This is a genomic window from Tabrizicola sp. M-4, from assembly GCF_051132405.1.
GTDB lineage: Bacteria > Pseudomonadota > Alphaproteobacteria > Rhodobacterales > Rhodobacteraceae > Paragemmobacter.
Genome location: NZ_CP128606.1, coordinates 2,612,590 through 2,628,481, shown reverse-complemented (window position 1 = coordinate 2,628,481; position 15,892 = coordinate 2,612,590). Strand labels below are relative to the sequence as shown.

16 protein-coding genes are annotated in these 15,892 nt (G+C 67.6%); 4 read left to right on the top strand and 12 right to left on the bottom strand.

The features are described from left to right. Nucleotides 1–2: 2 nt before the first annotated feature. The 7 genes from fumC to TabM4_RS12830 all read right to left on the bottom strand — a co-directional run bounded on the left by fumC (nucleotide 3) and on the right by TabM4_RS12830 (nucleotide 6,758). Entirely contained in the window at nucleotides 3–1,397 is a 1,395-nt protein-coding gene (gene fumC / locus TabM4_RS12860) for a class II fumarate hydratase (protein WP_434612901.1), read from the bottom strand. A gap of 158 nt (nucleotides 1,398–1,555) precedes the next feature. Beyond that, nucleotides 1,556–2,023 (bottom strand): SspB family protein, encoded by a 468-nt coding sequence (locus TabM4_RS12855; protein ID WP_434612899.1) that lies wholly within the window; start codon nucleotides 2,021–2,023, stop codon nucleotides 1,556–1,558. Between the two features lie 95 nt (nucleotides 2,024–2,118). Next, on the bottom strand, nucleotides 2,119–3,396 hold the full coding sequence (gene chrA, locus TabM4_RS12850; protein WP_434612897.1) for a chromate efflux transporter: 1,278 nt from the start codon (nucleotides 3,394–3,396) through the stop codon (nucleotides 2,119–2,121). 224 nt (nucleotides 3,397–3,620) lie between these two features. Beyond that, nucleotides 3,621–4,154: an adenine phosphoribosyltransferase gene (locus TabM4_RS12845; protein ID WP_434612895.1), complete on the bottom strand. Its 534-nt coding sequence runs from the start codon at nucleotides 4,152–4,154 to the stop codon at nucleotides 3,621–3,623. A 181-nt stretch (nucleotides 4,155–4,335) separates the two neighbouring features. After that, on the bottom strand, nucleotides 4,336–5,163 hold the full coding sequence (locus tag TabM4_RS12840) for a hypothetical protein (RefSeq protein WP_434612893.1): 828 nt from the start codon (nucleotides 5,161–5,163) through the stop codon (nucleotides 4,336–4,338). Between the two features lie 75 nt (nucleotides 5,164–5,238). Continuing rightward, a complete protein-coding gene (locus TabM4_RS12835; RefSeq protein ID WP_434612891.1) occupies nucleotides 5,239–6,111 on the bottom strand; it encodes an S-methyl-5'-thioadenosine phosphorylase in 873 nt (290 codons plus the stop codon). 62 nt (nucleotides 6,112–6,173) lie between these two features. Beyond that, nucleotides 6,174–6,758, bottom strand: a complete 585-nt coding sequence (locus tag TabM4_RS12830; protein ID WP_434612889.1) for a flavin reductase family protein — start codon at nucleotides 6,756–6,758, stop codon at nucleotides 6,174–6,176. Between the two features lie 84 nt (nucleotides 6,759–6,842). Between TabM4_RS12830 and TabM4_RS12825 the strand changes: the two genes are divergently transcribed. Both TabM4_RS12825 and TabM4_RS12820 read left to right on the top strand, forming a co-directional pair. Beyond that, a complete protein-coding gene (locus TabM4_RS12825; RefSeq protein ID WP_434622067.1) occupies nucleotides 6,843–7,328 on the top strand; it encodes a GNAT family N-acetyltransferase in 486 nt (161 codons plus the stop codon). A gap of 59 nt (nucleotides 7,329–7,387) precedes the next feature. Next, the gene (locus TabM4_RS12820; protein ID WP_434612887.1) at nucleotides 7,388–8,146 is read left to right on the top strand and encodes an EcsC family protein; all 759 of its coding nucleotides are present in this window, start codon (nucleotides 7,388–7,390) and stop codon (nucleotides 8,144–8,146) included. A gap of 151 nt (nucleotides 8,147–8,297) precedes the next feature. Here the strand turns inward: TabM4_RS12820 and ptsP are convergent, their stop codons facing one another. Continuing rightward, nucleotides 8,298–10,541: a phosphoenolpyruvate--protein phosphotransferase gene (gene ptsP, locus TabM4_RS12815; RefSeq protein WP_434612885.1), complete on the bottom strand. Its 2,244-nt coding sequence runs from the start codon at nucleotides 10,539–10,541 to the stop codon at nucleotides 8,298–8,300. Between the two features lie 26 nt (nucleotides 10,542–10,567). Next, nucleotides 10,568–11,050, bottom strand: coding sequence for an Rrf2 family transcriptional regulator (locus tag TabM4_RS12810; protein ID WP_434612883.1), 483 nt, complete (start codon nucleotides 11,048–11,050; stop codon nucleotides 10,568–10,570). A 49-nt stretch (nucleotides 11,051–11,099) separates the two neighbouring features. On the opposite strand from TabM4_RS12810, the gene TabM4_RS12805 reads away from it, so the two are divergent. Continuing rightward, nucleotides 11,100–12,026: an NAD(P)/FAD-dependent oxidoreductase gene (locus TabM4_RS12805; protein ID WP_434612881.1), complete on the top strand. Its 927-nt coding sequence runs from the start codon at nucleotides 11,100–11,102 to the stop codon at nucleotides 12,024–12,026. 28 nt (nucleotides 12,027–12,054) lie between these two features. On the opposite strand, the gene TabM4_RS12800 is transcribed toward TabM4_RS12805, so the two are convergent. From TabM4_RS12800 to TabM4_RS12790, 3 genes are all read right to left on the bottom strand, one after another. Next, nucleotides 12,055–13,314 carry an aspartate kinase gene (locus tag TabM4_RS12800; RefSeq protein WP_434612879.1) on the bottom strand — a complete coding sequence of 420 codons (1,260 nt, stop codon included), beginning with the start codon at nucleotides 13,312–13,314 and terminating at the stop codon, nucleotides 12,055–12,057. A gap of 115 nt (nucleotides 13,315–13,429) precedes the next feature. After that, nucleotides 13,430–14,443, bottom strand: coding sequence for a betaine--homocysteine S-methyltransferase (gene bmt, locus TabM4_RS12795; RefSeq protein WP_434612877.1), 1,014 nt, complete (start codon nucleotides 14,441–14,443; stop codon nucleotides 13,430–13,432). 169 nt (nucleotides 14,444–14,612) lie between these two features. Continuing rightward, nucleotides 14,613–14,927 carry a DUF1476 domain-containing protein gene (locus TabM4_RS12790; RefSeq protein WP_434612875.1) on the bottom strand — a complete coding sequence of 105 codons (315 nt, stop codon included), beginning with the start codon at nucleotides 14,925–14,927 and terminating at the stop codon, nucleotides 14,613–14,615. A 182-nt stretch (nucleotides 14,928–15,109) separates the two neighbouring features. Between TabM4_RS12790 and TabM4_RS12785 the strand changes: the two genes are divergently transcribed. After that, nucleotides 15,110–15,877: a phosphoribosylaminoimidazolesuccinocarboxamide synthase gene (locus TabM4_RS12785; RefSeq protein WP_434612873.1), complete on the top strand. Its 768-nt coding sequence runs from the start codon at nucleotides 15,110–15,112 to the stop codon at nucleotides 15,875–15,877. The last annotated feature ends 15 nt before the right edge of the window (nucleotides 15,878–15,892 follow it).

Sequence of the window (15,892 nt, the reverse complement as noted above, 5' to 3'; positions counted from 1 at the left end):
CCTCAGCCTTTCGGACCGATCATGTCCTCCGGCCGCACCACGCGGTCGAAGGTTTCGGCGTCGACGAAGCCCAATGCGATGGCCTCTTCCTTCAGCGTCGTGCCGTTCTTGTGCGCGGTCTTCGCCACCTTGGTCGCATTGTCATAGCCGATGGTGGGCGCGAGCGCCGTCACCAGCATCAGCGATTCCTTCATCAGCTTGTCGATCCGCGCCGTGTTTGCCTGGGTGCCGACCACCATGTTGTCGGTGAAGGACCCCGCCGCGTCGCCCAGAAGCTGCATGCTCTGCAGCACGTTGTAGGACATCATCGGGTTGTAGACGTTCAACTCGAAATGCCCTTGGCTTCCGGCAAAGCCCACCGCAGCATCATTGCCCATGACATGGGCGCAGACCATGGTCAGCGCCTCGGCCTGCGTCGGGTTGACCTTGCCCGGCATGATGGACGATCCCGGCTCGTTCTCCGGCAGGATCAACTCGCCCAGGCCCGAGCGGGGGCCGGAGCCCAGAAGCCGCAGGTCGTTGGCGATCTTGAAGAGCGCCGCCGCAACCGTCTTCAGCGCGCCCGAGAACATGACCATCGCGTCATGCGCCGCCAGCGCCTCGAACTTGTTCGGGGCGGTGACGAAGGGCAGGCCCGTGATCTCGGCGATGCGCGCGGCGACGCGGCTGTCCCAGCCGACGCGGGTGTTGAGCCCCGTGCCCACGGCGGTGCCGCCTTGGGCCAGTTCATAGATGTCGGGCAGGCAGGCCTTCACCCGCGCGATGCCCTTGTCCACCTGCGTGGCGTAACCCGAGAATTCCTGACCAAGCGTCAGGGGCGTCGCGTCCTGCGTATGGGTGCGGCCGATCTTGATGATGTCCTTGAACTCTTCCGACTTCGCCCAGAGCGCGCGCGACAGCTTTTCCAGCCCCGGCAGCAGCACGTCGCGGGCCATCATGCCGATGGCCACATGCATGGCGGTGGGGAAGGTGTCGTTGGAGGACTGCCCCATGTTCACATGGTCGTTCGGGTGGACGGGTTTCTTCGATCCCATCACGCCGCCCAGCATCTCGATCGCACGGTTGGAGATGACCTCGTTCGCGTTCATGTTGGACTGCGTGCCCGACCCCGTCTGCCAGACGACGAGGGGGAAGTTGTCGTCGAACTTGCCGTCGATCACCTCCTGCGCCGCCGCCGCGATGGCGTTGCCCAGTTCCGGAGAAATGTCGCCCTGATCGATGTTGACCAGAGCGCAGGCCTTCTTGATCACCCCCAGCGCGCGGATGATCGCGACGGGCTGGCGTTCCCAGCCGATGGGGAAGTTGATGATGGAACGCTGCGTCTGCGCCCCCCAATACTTGTCGGCAGGAACCTCCAGCGGGCCAAAGCTGTCGGTCTCGGTGCGGGTCGCGGTCATGGGCAAGCCTCCTGATGTCGCTTTCGCCCGCCTTAGCGGGCAGGGGCCGCAAAATCAATTGGCATACCGTCGCATACCAAGGGGACGAAGAATTTTCGTACGAAAATTCTTCGTCTGGGAAAAATCTTCGGACGAAGATTTTTCGGCGGCGGTGCCGCTCAGTGCTTGCGGAACTTGTCGAGGCTGACGATCTCGGCGTCGCGCTGGGGCGGCGGGTCGTCGTCATCGTCGCCGTCATCCTCGGCGCTGTCCTCGTCCTCCTCGTCGTCATCCTCATGCGTCTCGAAGCGCAGGCCGAATTCGACGGAGGGATCGACGAAGGTGCGCACGGCATCGAAGGGAATGACCAGAGGTTCCGGCTGGTTGCCGAAATTCAGCGTGACCGAGAACTGGTCATCGGTGACTTCGAGGTTCTCGAACCAGTGCTGGATGACCACGGTCATCTCTTCCGGATAGCGCGCCTTCAGCCAATCGGCGATGGCGACGCCCGGATGGGTCGTGTCGAAGGTGATGAAGAAATGATGCGCGCCGGGCAGGCCGTCCTTGGCGACATCGCGCAGCACGGTCTGGATCAGACCCCGCATCGCGCGATGCATCAGGTTGCCGTAGTCGATGGAACGGGCCATGCGCTGTCCTTTCCGCTTTGCGCCCATTTATGGGGGATTCGGGGCGGAAGGAAAGGGGCGCTTTCCCCGATCCGTCCCGCGATGCCCACCTCCCGCTATCCGATGGACGGGGCCAGCCCCTCCAGCCCCAGCCCAAGCAGGGCCGCGACCAGCAGCACCAGCGGCAGCGCGACATGGCGGCGCAGGAGGAGCCAGCCGCAGATCAGCGCGATCCCGGCAAGGCCGGGGGCGAAGCTGGTCAGGTCGGGGACGAGCAGGCTGACCGGTCCGAAGCTTGCCCTCGACAGATCGGCGAAGAAGACATGCGCCGCGAACCACAGCGCCAGATTGGCGATGACGCCCACCACGGCGGCCATGATGGCCGACAATGCCCCGGCAAGGCGCGGCTCGGCGGTGATGCGGGCGATCCATGGCGCGCCCGCGAAGATCATCAGGAAGGAGGGCACGAAGGTGACCCAGAGCGTCACCGCCGCCCCCGCCAGACCCAAGGCCCAGCCCCCCGCCTGATGCGCGGCCATGTAGCCCACGAATTCGGTGACGAGGATCAACGGCCCCGGCGTGGTTTCGGCCAGACCGAGCCCGTCCATCATCTGCGGCAGGGTGAGCCAGCCCTTCTCCTCCACCACGGCCTGCGCCATCCATGCCAGCACCGCATAGGCCCCGCCGAAGGTGAGGATCGCCAGTTTCGCGAAGAAGGCGCCGATTTCGGCAAGGATGCCGCCCTCGGCCAACCAAAGCGCGCCAAGGGGCAAGAGCCAGATCAGCGTCCAGAGGAGGATGGTGCGCAGGGTCTGCGCCCCCATCGCCCGTGCAGGTGGCGGGGCCTCAGTGGCGCGGCCCTCCGCGCCTCGGGTCGCGGTGGCAAAACCCCATAGGCCCGCCGCCAGGATCACCAGAGGGAAGGGCGCGTTGAAGGCGAAGAGCGCGAGGAAGCCCAGTGACGCGATGACCAGCGCCGCGCGCCCCTTGAGCGCGCGTTTCCCGACGCGCAGGAGCGCCTCAATCACGATGATGGCGACGGCGGCCTGCACGCCTGCAAAGACCGCCTGCACCAGCGGGACATCGCCGAATTCTGCATAGACCATGGCCAGCGCCAGCACGACCAGCGCGCCGGGCAGCACGAAGAGCCCCCCGGCGATCAGCCCACCCAACGTGCCGCGCAGCCGCCAGCCCGACCAAGTGGCAAGCTGCATCGCCTCTGGCCCCGGCAGGAGCATGCAGAAGGAGAGGGCCGAGAGGTATTCCTTCTCGGTCAGCCATTTCCGTTCCTCGACCAGAACGCGATGCATCAGCGCGATCTGCGCGGCGGGGCCGCCGAAGGACAGAAGGCCGATCTGGCCGAAGGTGTGGATGAGGTCGCGGAGCGGTGTCATGCGGCGGACTTAGACCGTGCCCTGTGACAGGGCAATGACGATGGGGCCGATGGCGGGGGAGGGAGGCATGAAGAAACCCCGCCGGGGTGAACCGGCGGGGCCTTGGGGGTGTGGTCCCTGCAAGCAGCGCCGGGGTGGGTGTCCCCGACGAGACTCAGCTTTAGGGGCGGAACGTTAAGGAAGGGTTAGCGTCCATGGCCGTCGATGGCCGGGACGCGCTTTTTTCAAAGCCCCTCGAAGGCGCAGAGCGCATGGACATCCATCCCCATGCCTTCCAGTTTCTTCCGCCCGCCCAGATCGGGCAGGTCCACCACGAAGGCGCAGGCCACGACCTGCGCGCCCAGCCGTTCGATCAGCTTGATCCCGGCCTCGGCCGTGCCGCCCGTGGCGAGGAGGTCATCCACCAGCAGCACCTTTTCGCCGGGCTGGATGGCGTCGTCATGCACCTCGACGGTCGCCTCGCCATATTCCAGCTTGTAGCTTTCGCTGATCACCGCGCCGGGCAGTTTGCCCTTCTTGCGGATCGGGATGAAGCCGGTCGAAAGCTGGTGCGCCACCGCCCCGCCAAGGATGAAACCCCGCGCCTCGAGCCCGGCGACCTTGTCGATGCGCAGGCCCGCATAGGGGGCGAGAAGCTGGTCCACGCACATGCGGAAGCCGCGCGGATCGGCGAAGAGCGTGGTCACGTCGCGGAAGAGGATGCCTTCATGCGGGAAGTCGACGATGGTGCGGATGTAGTCCTTGACGGTCTTGGCCATGGCGCGTCCTGACGGTTGTTCGCCCTTGGTGTAGCGGGCGGGACGGGGAGCGTCGAGGGGGGCGTGGCGGGGGTGGCGTGGCGGGGTTGGCGTTGCGCGCAGGAACAGGGGGGCTGTCCGCCCCCCCCGGCGCGTGCCGCGCCTTCCCCCGAAGGTATTTCTCTCCGGGTCGAAACATAGGTCAGTCCAGCCGCGCGGCCTGCACATGCATCCAGTCGCGGTTGCGGCTGCGGCCAAGCGAGACCCAGCCTTCGGATTCCCAGATTTCCCAGAAGGGCAGGTATTCGGGCCGGGCAAGGCGGGCGCGGTCGGCCCCCCAGTGCAGGCGGTTCTGGCTGTCGTCGAAATCATAGGCGATGCCCCAGGCATGCATGGACCAGCGGCGCTGGCTGCCACGCATCAGGCGCGGGGCATAGTCGCCCGAGAAGATGTCGAGCCGGAGGTCGCGCAGCCGCGCCTCGCCATAGTGCAGGTGGATGCGCTGCAGGATGCGGGCGACGGAGGGGGCGGTGCGTTCATGCGCCCAAAGGAAGCTGCGCGTCTGGGCAAGGTTCCAAGCGATGCGGAAGGGCCAGGGCGAGGGGACCTCCACAAGCGGCGGGCGATGGCCGCCCTCCACCCCGTGCGGGCCGAAGAGGGCGGGCACCCCGGCCTCGGTCGGCCAACGGTGCGGCGTGGCGCGGGCGGGTTCGATGTCGCGCCAATCGGGGCGGCGCCCGGTCGCGGCAAGGGTGATGAGGGCGGTGACCGCGTAATCGGTCTGCGGACCCCAGAAGCCGTCGATCGGGCCGGGATCGATGCCCTCGGCACGGGCCAGCGCCTGCAGGCAAGCCACGGCGCGGCGGCGGGCAGGCCAGACCTGCCAGCCCTTGGGCAGGGGGGGCAGCGTCGCGAGGGCCGTGCGGATGGCGGCATCGGAACGCGGGCCGCGCAGCCCGTCGGCGGGGCCGGGGTCGTGGCCGAGCGTGGCAAGCCTGCGTTGCAGGAAGCGGATATGGGAGGCGAGCATGGCGGATGACCTTTCCGTTCGGGGAAGGCCGCCATTCGCTGCCCGCCGGGTTAGCGGGGGCTTAAGCCTGCGCGCTCAGCCCCCCAGCACCCGGCCCGCCACGGCGTCGAGCCTTGCCAGAAGGTCCGGGTCGCGCCGATCCGGCGCGGTCATCAGGGCCATGTCCAGCGCGCGGTCGCAGCCATGCGGGCAGGGCGCGCGCTCCGCGCCCAGCAGGGCGGGCAGCCCCGCCACCAGCGCCCGCGCATTGCCCGCATTGGCGGTGAGCGTGCGGATCACGGCGGCCACATCCACCGCGTCATGGCCGGGATGCCAGCAGTCGTAATCGGTGACCATGGCGACGGAGGCATAGCAAAGCTCGGCCTCGCGGGCGAGTTTCGCCTCGGGCATTCCGGTCATGCCGATCACATCGGCGCCCCATGAGCGGTAGAGGCGCGATTCGGCGAGGGTGGAGAATTGCGGCCCCTCCATCGCCACATAGGTCGCGCCCTCATGCACGGTGACGCCCGCCGCGCGGGCGGCCTGCGCACAGGCGGCGGAAAGGCGGGGGCAGGTGGGATGGGCAAAGCCCACATGGGCCACGCAGCCCGCGCCGAAGAAGGATTTCGCCCGCGCGAAGGTGCGGTCGATATACTGATCCACGATGACGAAATCGCCGGGTCGGAAATCCTCGCGCAGGGACCCCACGGCCGAGACGGCGACCACATCGGTGCAGCCAAGCCGTTTCAGCGCGTCGATATTGGCGCGGAAGGGGATGTCGGAGGGGGCATGGACATGGCCGCGCCCGTGCCGGGGCAGGAAGGCCATGGGCACGCCATCCAGCCGCCCCAGCAGCACCTCGTCGGAAGGCTTGCCCCAAGGCGTCTTCACCTTCACCCAGCTTGCTCCTTCCAGCCCGTCGATCTGATAGACCCCGGACCCGCCGATCACCCCGATCATCGTCTTCATCGCCCGCACCCCGCCCTTTGCCGCGGCAGAGCTTAAGCAGGGTTTCCGGGCGCGGAAAGGGGTCAGGCTTCGTTCGGGCGTTTCAGTTCGAAGACCTCGCGCACCACCGCGTAATCGCGATAGCCCATGCGGGCGAGCGGCTGGTAGGCCGTGACGTCGAAGCGCCCGTCGCGCAGGCAATCGTCGCGCAGGTGGATGCCCACCACCTCGCCTATCACAAGGAAATTGTCGGCGCCGCGCAGGGTGAGGATATCCACCACCTCGCATTCCAGCGTGGCGGGCGCACCATCCACGCGGGGGCAGGGGATGGTGGTGCACTCGGCCTTGGCGACGCCCGCATGGGCGAATTCATCCATGCCGGGCGGCAGGGCCGCAGAGGTTTCGGACATCGGATGCAGCATGGCCGCGGCGACGATGTTCACGGCGAAGACGCCGCTGGCGCGGATGTTGGTCACGCTGTCCTTCAGGCCGGTGGAGGCGAAGGTGACCTGTGGCGGCGCATAGGCGGCGGCGTTGAAGAAGGAATAGGGGGCAAGGTTGTCGCCCTGCGGCCCGCGGGTGGAGATCCAGCCGATGGGGCGGGGCGTCACGATGGCATTGAAGGGGTTATGCGGCAGGCCGTGGCCTTCGCTGGGGCGGTAGAACATCAGGGCGCGGTCCCGGTCATGGCGGTTTGATCCTGTCGTAGGGCCATGTTACGGGCGTTTCCAGAGGATTCGGAGGCCGCCCGCTTGTACCGTCTGGACGAGGAAACCGAGGAGGACTGGTGGGAGGTGGAGGCGCTCTATGACCTCTGCTTCGCGCCGGGTCGCACGGCGCTTTCCTCCTATCGGCTGCGCGACGGGGTGCCCACGGTGGCCGCGCTCTGCCTGATCCTGCGGGATGGCGACGGGACGCTGGCCGCCGCGATCCGCTATTGGCCGGTCGAGGTGGGCGGGCAGGACGCCTTGCTGCTTGGCCCCGTGGCGGTGCATCCGACGCGGCAGGGCGAGGGGCTGGGGGGCCTTCTGATCAACGAGAGCCTTGCCGAGGCGCGGCGTCTGGGATGGGAGCGGGTGATGCTGGTGGGGGATGCGCCCTATTATTCCCGCTTCGGCTTCACCAAGCTGGAGGGGGTGGAGATGCCGCCCCCGACGAACCCCGACCGGGTGCTGGGCCTTGCGCTGAAGGCGGGCGCATGGGACGGGGTGCGGGGCGCGGTGACCAAGGCGACCTGAGCGCCCCAGCCTGCGGGCATGTCTTGCGCCGGGGCGGGATCGGCCCCACATTCTGCGCCATGGAAACCTTGCCCGCCATCGCCGCCCCCGACCGCCGTGCCGAGATCAAGGCGCTGGCGCGGCGCTATCGCCGTGCGAACGGGCCGGTCATGGCGCTGGTCAACCGCGTCGGCGGGCGGCTGGAGGATCGGCTGGACGGACTGCCCGACGGGGTGAAGGCGCAGGTCAACGCGGTGGTGGAACGCGCGCTGCTGGCGGCGCATGGGCTGGCCGCACAGGGCGACCGCGCGCCCGATCTGGGGCGGCAGGGGCCGCTGGCGGCGGCGATGGTGAGCGGGGCCATCGGCGGGGCGGGGGGCATCGCGACCTCTGTCGCGGAACTGCCGGTGACGATCACGGTGATCCTGCATGCGATCCGCCGCGCGGCGCGCGAGGCGGGATATGATCCTGACGATCCGGCGATCCGGGCGGAATGCCTGCGGGTCTTTGCGGCGGGCAGTCCGCTGGCCACGGATGACGGGGTGAACACCTCCTTCCTGTCGGCCCGTCTGACGGTGACGGGGCCGGCGCTGGGGCAGTTGATCCGCACGGTCGCGCCCCGGCTTGCCACGGCGATGGGGCAGAAGCTTGCCACGCAGGCAGTGCCGGTGCTGGGCGCGGTGGCCGGGGCGGCGCTGAACGCGGCCTTCCTGCGCTATTACCGCGAGATGGCGGAAATCCGTTTTGCCCTGCTGCGGCTTTCGGAACAGCACGGGGTGGAGGCGGTGCTTGCAGCCTTCGCCGAGGCGACGACACCGCCGAAGGTGACCCGCGCCTGACCGCGCCTCTGGCCGCTCCGGGGCGAAAATTCTTCCTGCGAAGAATTTTCCGCCCCCTTGCAGGGGGCGCTGGCCGCCATGGGATCAGGGGCGCAAGGCGCCCCTGCGAAAATTCTTCGTAAGAAGAATTTTCTTCCACGCTTGGCAGGTATCACTCCGGCTGGTTCGACAGCCACTCGACCAGCGCGGGACGCACGCTTTCCACCCCGTCCCGCATGGCGCGGTCGATCACCGCCCGCGCCTCGGTCAGGTCCACCCGTCGCAACAGCGCCTTGACCGGCCCGATGGAGGCGGGCCGCATCGACAGCGCGCGCAGCCCCAGTGCGGCGAAGGCCAGCGCCTCGATGGGCCGCCCCGCATCCTCGCCGCAGAAGGAAAGCGGCGTGCCCGTCTCGTCGCAACGGGCGATGATCTGCGACAGGAAGGTCAGGAAGGACACGTTCAGCGTGTCGTACCGCCGCCGCACCCGCTCGTTCTCGCGGTCGGCGGCGAAGAAGAATTGCTTCAGGTCGTTCCCGCCGATGGACACGAAATCCGTCAGTTCGAAGAAGGCCCGCGGCGCATAGGCGAGCGACGGCGTCTCCAGCATCGCGCCGATCTCCACGCGCGCGGGGATGGGATGGCCCAGCGACTTCTCGCGGTGCAACTCGTGCAGGACCTGCGCGCGGGCGGTCTGGAATTCCGACAGTTCGGTGATGAAGGGGAACATCACCGTCAGCGGCCGCCCCTTCGACGCCCGGATCAGCGCCTGCAACTGCATGCGCAGCACGCCCGGCTTGTCCAGCCCCACGCGGATCGCGCGCCAGCCCATCGCGGGGTTGGGCTCGTCCTGCGGCTTCATGTAGGGCAGCACTTTGTCCGACCCGATGTCGAGCGTGCGGAAGGCCACGCGCTTGCCGTGGGCCGCATCCATGACGCGGGCATAGAGCGCGGCAAGCTCCGCCCGCTGGGGCATCTTGTTGCGGACGAGGAATTGCAGTTCCGTGCGGAAGAGGCCCACCCCTTCGGCGCCCGATCCTTCGAGGCTGGGCAGGTCGGCCATCAGCCCCGCATTCATCATCAGCGTCGTGACGGTGCCGCATTTCGACTGGGCGGGCAGGCCGCGCAAGGATGCGTAGCGCTGCTGGGCCGCGGCCTGCATCGCGATCTTGTCGCGGAAGGCGCGGGCGACGGTTTCCTCGGGGCGCAGGTGGACGATCCCCTGATCGCCGTCGACGAGGATCTGGTCGCCGTTCAGCGCCTCGGTCGTGATGCGGTCGGCATGGATCACCAAGGGGATGGCCAGCGCGCGCGCCACGATGGCGGCGTGCGACCCGACGGAGCCTTCCTCCAGCACCACGCCCTTCAGCTTGCGCCCGTAATCCAGTAGTTCGGCAGGCCCGATGTGGCGCGCGACGAGGATCGGGTTTTCGGGCATGGTCGCGCCCGTGTCGGTCCCCTGTCCCGTCAGGATGCGCAGCAGGCGGTTCGACAGGTCGTCGAGGTCATGCAGACGCTCGCGCAGGTAGGCGTCGGGGACCTGTTCCAGACGGGCCCGGGCGGCCGACTGTTCCTTCTCCACCGCCGCTTCCGCCGAAAGGCCGCGCTGGATGTCCTCTTCCATCCGGCGCAGCCAGCCGCGCGAATTGGCGAACATCCGGTAGGCTTCCAGAACCGCCTTCTGGTCCTTGTCGAGGCTTTCCGCCGAGAGCAGGTCATCCACCGACACGCGCAGCTTGCCCACCGCCTCGCGGATGCGGTCAATCTCGGTCAGCGGATCGTCGGCCACCGGGTTCGTCACCACCACGCGCGGTTCATGCAGCCAGACGCGCCCTTCGGCCGCGCCTTCCTGCCCCGTGCCCCCCCGGATCATCACCGATTGCTTGTGCAGCAGGCGCATGCCATCGCCGTCCCCGGCAAAGACGCCCAGTTCCGTCATCTCGGCCAGAACCATGGCCACGACTTCCAGCGCATAAATCTCGTCTTCCGAGAATTCGCGCGCGGTCTTCGATTGCACCACAAGGACGCCCAGCTTTTCACCCACCCGCTGGATCGGCACGCCAAGGAACGAGGAATAGAGTTCCTCGCCCGTTTCGGGCATGTAGCGGAAGCCCTTTTCCTGGGGGGCATTGGCCGTGTTTACCGGCAGGCCCGTCCGCGCCACGCGGCCGACGAGGCCCTCGCCCAGCTTCATCCGGGTCTTGTGGACGGCTTCGGCCTTCAACCCCTCGGTCGCGCAGAGTTCCAGCGTTTCGGCGTCGCGGAAGAGGTAGATGGAGCAGACCTCGGTCCCCATCGAATCCGCGATGAGATGGGTGATGCGGTCAAGCCTGTCCTGCCCGCCGCCCGTGGTGGCAAGCGTGTCGCGCAACCGGCGCAGCAGTTTGCGGCTTTCGCTTTCGGTCCGTTCCGGCATGGTTGTTCTTGTCCCTGTCGGGGTCTTTAGACCACAGGATCGCGCGCAACGGAACCGGGCTCTTGCACGGCAAGGCAGGGAAGGGCGGCATCTGTCGTGATGCTGCCCGAAAGATCAGCGATGCTGACCTTTTCAAGGCGGGCGAGAAGCGCGGTTTCGGCATCGGTGATGGCGCTGTCCCAGGTGCCATGCAGGGCGCGTTCGATGGCGCAGGTGGCGGGGTTGTCGGGGCCAAGGCCGGGGGCAGGATCCAGCCTTTCGCCAAGGGCGCGCCAGACATCGGCGATGGTGATCGCGGCGGCGGGCCGGGCCAGCGACCAGCCGCCGGCATGGCCCTTGGCCGAGGTGACGATCCCGGCGTCGCGCAGGCTGCCCAGCACCCGGCGCACGACGACGGCATGGGTGGCATGGTGGCGCGCCAGATCCTCGGACCGGGAGACGCGCGCGGGATCAAGGCCCATATGGCCGAGGATGTGGAGGGCGAGGGAAAGCTTGCTGTCGCGTTTCATGTAACTATGATAGTTGCGAGAATCGGGTTTTCCAGAGAGGTGTTCAAGGATGACAATGATTTCCGGGGCTGACCAGCCGTTCGATGCGGCGGTCGTGGGGGGGAATTTCGCGGGGTTGCAGGCGGCGCTCTATCTGTTGCGGGGGCGGCGGCGGGTGGTGCTGTTCGATGACGGGTTGAACCGCAACCGCTTTGCCCGCCATTCGCATGGCTTTCTGGGGCAGGACGGCCAGCCGCCCGAGGCGATCCGGCAGGGCGCGATGGCGCAGTTGCGGGCCTATCCGGGGTTCAGCTTCGTGCCCGCGCGGGTGACGGCGATCACGCCGGGGGAAGGGTTCCGGCTGGAGTGGGAGGGCGGCGCGGCTGCGGCGCGGCGGGTGATTCTGGCGACTGGGCAGCGGGATATCCTGCCGGAGGTGCCGGGATTGGCGGCGTGCTGGGGGATCACGGCCAATCAATGCCCCTATTGCCATGGCTATGAACTGGCGGACCTGCCGACCGCGATCATCCTTGGCGACCATCCACATGCAGGCCATTACCTGCGGCAGATCCGGCGCTGGGCAGGGCGGCTGACGGTGTTCGACAATGGCGCGACGCTCGCGCCCGAAACGCTGGCGGTGGTGGCGGAGCTTGGTCTTGCGCTGGTCTCGGGCCGGATCGAGACGGTCGCGCAGGAAGCGGGGCGGGTGCGCGCCCTGCATGTTGCGGGCGCGGCCCCGGTGCCGGTGGAGGCGGTCTATCTGGCCAGCACCACCGAGCCTGCCGCGCCACTGGCAGAGGCGCTGGGCTGCGCCTTTGTCGCGGGCCCCGCGGGCAGGCATGTGGAGACGGACAGGTGGCAGCGGACGTCGGTGCCGGGGGTCTTTGCGGCGGGCGATCTGGCCAGCCCGACCCCCGCCGCGATCTTTGCCGCCGCCGCCGGGGCCACGGCGGGCCTGGGCTGCGACATGGACCTTGCGGGGTTGCTTCCGGGCTGATGCGGAGGGGCCTGGGGGCGGCTGCCCCTCAGGCCTTTTCCAGCTCGAACGCGTCGTGCAGGGCCTGCACGGCCAGTTCCATGTATTTCCGGTCGATCAGGACGGAAATCTTGATCTCGGAGGTGGAGATCACCTTGATGTTGATCCCCTCCGCCGCCAGCGCGTTGAACATCTTGGCCGCGACGCCCGCATGGGACCGCATGCCGATGCCCACGACCGAGACCTTCGCCACGTCGGTATCCACGATCAGCTCATCATAGCCGATCAGGCCCGTGGCCTTGGCATCCTCCATCGCCTTCTTGGCGCGTTCCACCTGATTGATCGGGCAGGAGAAGGTCATGTCGGTGACGGCCCCCGGATGGGCGTCGTCATAGTCTTTCTCGGAAATGTTCTGGACGATCATGTCGACGTTCACGCCCGCATCGGCCAAGGGGCCGAAGATGGCCGAGGCGACGCCGGGGCGGTCCTCGATGGTGAAGAGGGTGATCTTGGCTTCCTCGCGGCTGAAGGCCACGCCAGAGACGACTTTCGATTCCATGATTTCCTCCTCGTCGCACACAAGGGTGCCGGACGTTTCGTCGGTGTCTTCGAAGGATGAGAGGACGCGCAGGCGCACCTTGTAGCGCATGGCGAGTTCGACCGAGCGGGTCTGCAGGACCTTGGCCCCGAGGGAGGCGAGTTCCAGCATCTCCTCGAAGGCGATCTTGTCCAGCTTGCGGGCCTTGCTGCTCACGCGCGGGTCGGTGGTGTAGACGCCGTCCACATCGGTATAGATGTCGCAGCGTTCCGCGCCGAAGGCTGCGGCGAAGGCCACCGCGGTGGTGTCGCTGCCGCCCCGGCCCAGCGTGGTGATGCGGCCTTCGGGCGAGATGCCCTGAAAGCCCGCGACGACGGCGACCTTGAAGCCCTCGGCGAATTTCGCGTCGATATTGGCGCGCGGGATATCCACGAAGCGGGCGGAGCCGTGCTGCGCCGTGGTCTGGATCGGCACCTGCCAGCCCTGCCACGACCGCGCGGGAATGCCCATTTCCTGCAGGCGCAGGGCCATCAGGCCAGCGGTCACATTCTCGCCCGAGGCCACGACGGCATCGTATTCGCGGGCGTCATAAAGCTTCGACGTCCCCTCGACATAGCCCACGAGCTTGTTCGTCTCGCCCGACATGGCGCTGACGATGACGATGACGTCATAGCCGCGCTCGACCTCCTTCTGGACCTTCTTCGCGGCATTCTCGATGCGCGCGAGGTCGGCCACCGAGGTGCCCCCGAATTTCATCACGAGAAGCGGCATGCATCCCCCCCGCAAGGCCCTGATTTCCGGGCGCGTCTTAGGGCAGGGCGGGGCAGGGTGCAAGGCCTGTCAAGCGGTGGCAGGGGGGCGGTGGCCCCCCCCGTGCGGCTGCGGATCAGCCGCGTCGTCCACGCCGTTCACGCTTGGGGCCGCCCGCATCGTCGCCCGTTCCGTCCGAGGCCGAGGAGAAGCCGCCCAGATGGGCCGAGATGTCCTCCAGCGTCGGGCGCGGACCCTTGGGCCGCGTCTCCAGCGCCTCGCGCATGGCGCGCAGGTGTTCCGGCATCGTCCCGCAGCAGCCGCCGATGATCCGCACCCCCGCATCCCGCGCCAGCACGGCATATTCCGCCATCAGTTCCGGCGTGCCGTCATAGTGGATGTGGCCGTCGTGATATTTGGGGATCCCCGCATTGCCCTTGGCGATGATCGGCCGCTCTGTCCCGGTGGAGGCAAAGCCCAGCACCGTCCGCATCAGGTCCGACGCGCCCACGCCGCAATTGGCACCGAAGGCCACGGGCGGGTTCGGCAGCTTTTCCACCAGTTCCGCCAGCGCGGCGGAGGTGACGCCCATCATCGTCCGCCCCGCCGTGTCGAAGCTCATCGTCCCGCACCACGGCAGGCCCGCCAGTTTCGCGGCCTCGGCGGCGGCGCGGTATTCCTCGGGCGCCGAGATGGTCTCGATCCACAGCACGTCGACGCCGCCTTCCTTCATCCCTTCCATCTGCTCATGGAAGATTTCCACCGCGTCCTTGTGGGTCAGGGTTCCCATCGGCTCGAAGATCTCGCCCGTCGGCCCGACCGATCCCGCGACCACGACCTTACGCCCCGCCTTGTCGGCGATCTCGCGCCCCAACTCGACGCCCACGCGGTTGAGTTCCCGCACGCGCCCCTGCGCGTTGTGCAGCTTCAGGCGCGCGGCATTGCCGCCGAAGGTGTTGGTCAGAAAGATGTCCGACCCGGCCTCTACCGCGCTGCGGTAGAGGGTGCGGATGTTGTCCGGCTGATCCACGTTCCACAGTTCCGGCGGTTCGCCGGAGGAAAGCCCCATGTTGAACAGGTTCGTCCCCGTCGCGCCATCGGCCATCAGCCAGTCGCGGGTGGAGAGGAGTTCTGTCAGCGCATCGGCCATGGGGCACCTTTATCTGAATATCTGGGCAAAGCTCTGCCATGGCGGACGGTATCAGGCAATTCGATATTCCGCATGATGATCTTGAACCGCGGGCCAAGATCCCCGCGCGGCGATGGAAAAAGGCACCCCGCAGGGTGCCCTTCCTCCGCGCCGCCATGGGCCGAAGGGATTACAGCTCTTCCATCAGCTGCTGCTTGGCCACGGGCAGAAGCTCGGCCATCTTGGCGCGCACCTCGTCGGCGCTGGCCTTGCCGGCCAGATCGCCCGCCACCTTGCGCACCACATCCTCGATGCCCGCTTCCTCGAAATCGGCGCTCACCACGCTCATGGCATATTCGGCGGCCGCGTCCCCGCTCTTGCCCAGAAGACCCGCGGCCCACAGCCCCACCAGCTTGTTGCGGCGGGCCTCGGCGCGGAACTGCATGTCGGCGTCATGGGCGAACTTGGCCTCGAAGGCGTGTTCGCGATCGTCGAAGGTGGTCATGTCGGGGCCCCTTGATCCAGAATGTCCTTGCCCCACCATATGCCCCCGGCGCGCGCCCGCTGCAAGAGCGGCGGCATCCGGCGGGCTCATGCCTTGCGACTTGGGCGGTGTTGGACTATAGCCCCCTCAACAGGCGGGGAACCCTATGGTTGCCCCGCCTTCTGCGTTGAACCGGAGCATTCATGGCACGTCGCAAGAAGGTCTACGAGGGCAAGGCCAAGATCCTGTACGAAGGGCCGGAACCCGGCACCCTGATCCAGTATTTCAAGGATGATAGCGCCCCGACCCCCGCCACTCCCGCCCCCGCGGCGGTGGAAGGCAAGGGCGTGCTGAACAACCGGCTGTCCGAATTCTTCATGACCGGGCTGAACGGCATCGGCGTTCCCACCCATTTCATCCGTCGCCTGAACATGCGCGAACAGATGGTCCGCATGGCCGAGATCATCCCGCTGGAGGTGGTTGTGCGCAACTTCGCCGCAGGCGAGCTTTCCGCCAAGCTGGGCATCCCCGAAGGCACGGCCCTGCCGCGCCCCATCGTGGAATACTATTACAAGGACGACCGTCTGGGCACGCCCATGGTGTCCGAGGAACATATCATCGCCTTCAACTGGGCCAGCCAGCAGGACCTTGACGATATCGTCGCGCTGGCGCTGCGGGTGAACGATTTCCTGTCGGGCGTGATGCTGGGCGTGGGCATCCGCCTTGCCGATTTCCGCATCGAGGTGGGCCGCATCTGGGAGGGCGACTACATGCGCCTGATCGTGGCCGACGAGATCAGCCCCGACAGTTGCCGCCTCTGGGACATGCGCACCGCCTCCGAGGCGATGGAGCGCGAGGGGATCGTGCGCGAACCCGGCCCGCTGGCCGATCCCTATACCGAACTCGCCCGCCGTCTGGGCGTGCTGCCCTCCAACGTGACCCATACGACGAAGCCCACGCTGATCAACTGAAACCTTGCCCCTGCG

Coding starts and splice junctions, on each gene's coding strand:
- TabM4_RS12785 (WP_434612873.1), top strand. CDS start 15,110: ATGGCACGTCGCAAGAAGGTCTACGAGGGCAAGGCCAAGATCCTGTAC.
- fumC (WP_434612901.1), bottom strand. CDS start 1,397: ATGACCGCGACCCGCACCGAGACCGACAGCTTTGGCCCGCTGGAGGTT.
- TabM4_RS12845 (WP_434612895.1), bottom strand. CDS start 4,154: ATGGCCAAGACCGTCAAGGACTACATCCGCACCATCGTCGACTTCCCG.
- bmt (WP_434612877.1), bottom strand. CDS start 14,443: ATGGCCGATGCGCTGACAGAACTCCTCTCCACCCGCGACTGGCTGATG.
- TabM4_RS12810 (WP_434612883.1), bottom strand. CDS start 11,050: ATGAAACGCGACAGCAAGCTTTCCCTCGCCCTCCACATCCTCGGCCAT.
- TabM4_RS12800 (WP_434612879.1), bottom strand. CDS start 13,314: ATGCCGCTTCTCGTGATGAAATTCGGGGGCACCTCGGTGGCCGACCTC.
- ptsP (WP_434612885.1), bottom strand. CDS start 10,541: ATGCCGGAACGGACCGAAAGCGAAAGCCGCAAACTGCTGCGCCGGTTG.
- TabM4_RS12805 (WP_434612881.1), top strand. CDS start 11,100: ATGACAATGATTTCCGGGGCTGACCAGCCGTTCGATGCGGCGGTCGTG.
- TabM4_RS12835 (WP_434612891.1), bottom strand. CDS start 6,111: ATGAAGACGATGATCGGGGTGATCGGCGGGTCCGGGGTCTATCAGATC.
- TabM4_RS12840 (WP_434612893.1), bottom strand. CDS start 5,163: ATGCTCGCCTCCCATATCCGCTTCCTGCAACGCAGGCTTGCCACGCTC.
- TabM4_RS12855 (WP_434612899.1), bottom strand. CDS start 2,023: ATGGCCCGTTCCATCGACTACGGCAACCTGATGCATCGCGCGATGCGG.
- chrA (WP_434612897.1), bottom strand. CDS start 3,396: ATGACACCGCTCCGCGACCTCATCCACACCTTCGGCCAGATCGGCCTT.
- TabM4_RS12790 (WP_434612875.1), bottom strand. CDS start 14,927: ATGACCACCTTCGACGATCGCGAACACGCCTTCGAGGCCAAGTTCGCC.
- TabM4_RS12820 (WP_434612887.1), top strand. CDS start 7,388: ATGGAAACCTTGCCCGCCATCGCCGCCCCCGACCGCCGTGCCGAGATC.
- TabM4_RS12830 (WP_434612889.1), bottom strand. CDS start 6,758: ATGTTCTACCGCCCCAGCGAAGGCCACGGCCTGCCGCATAACCCCTTC.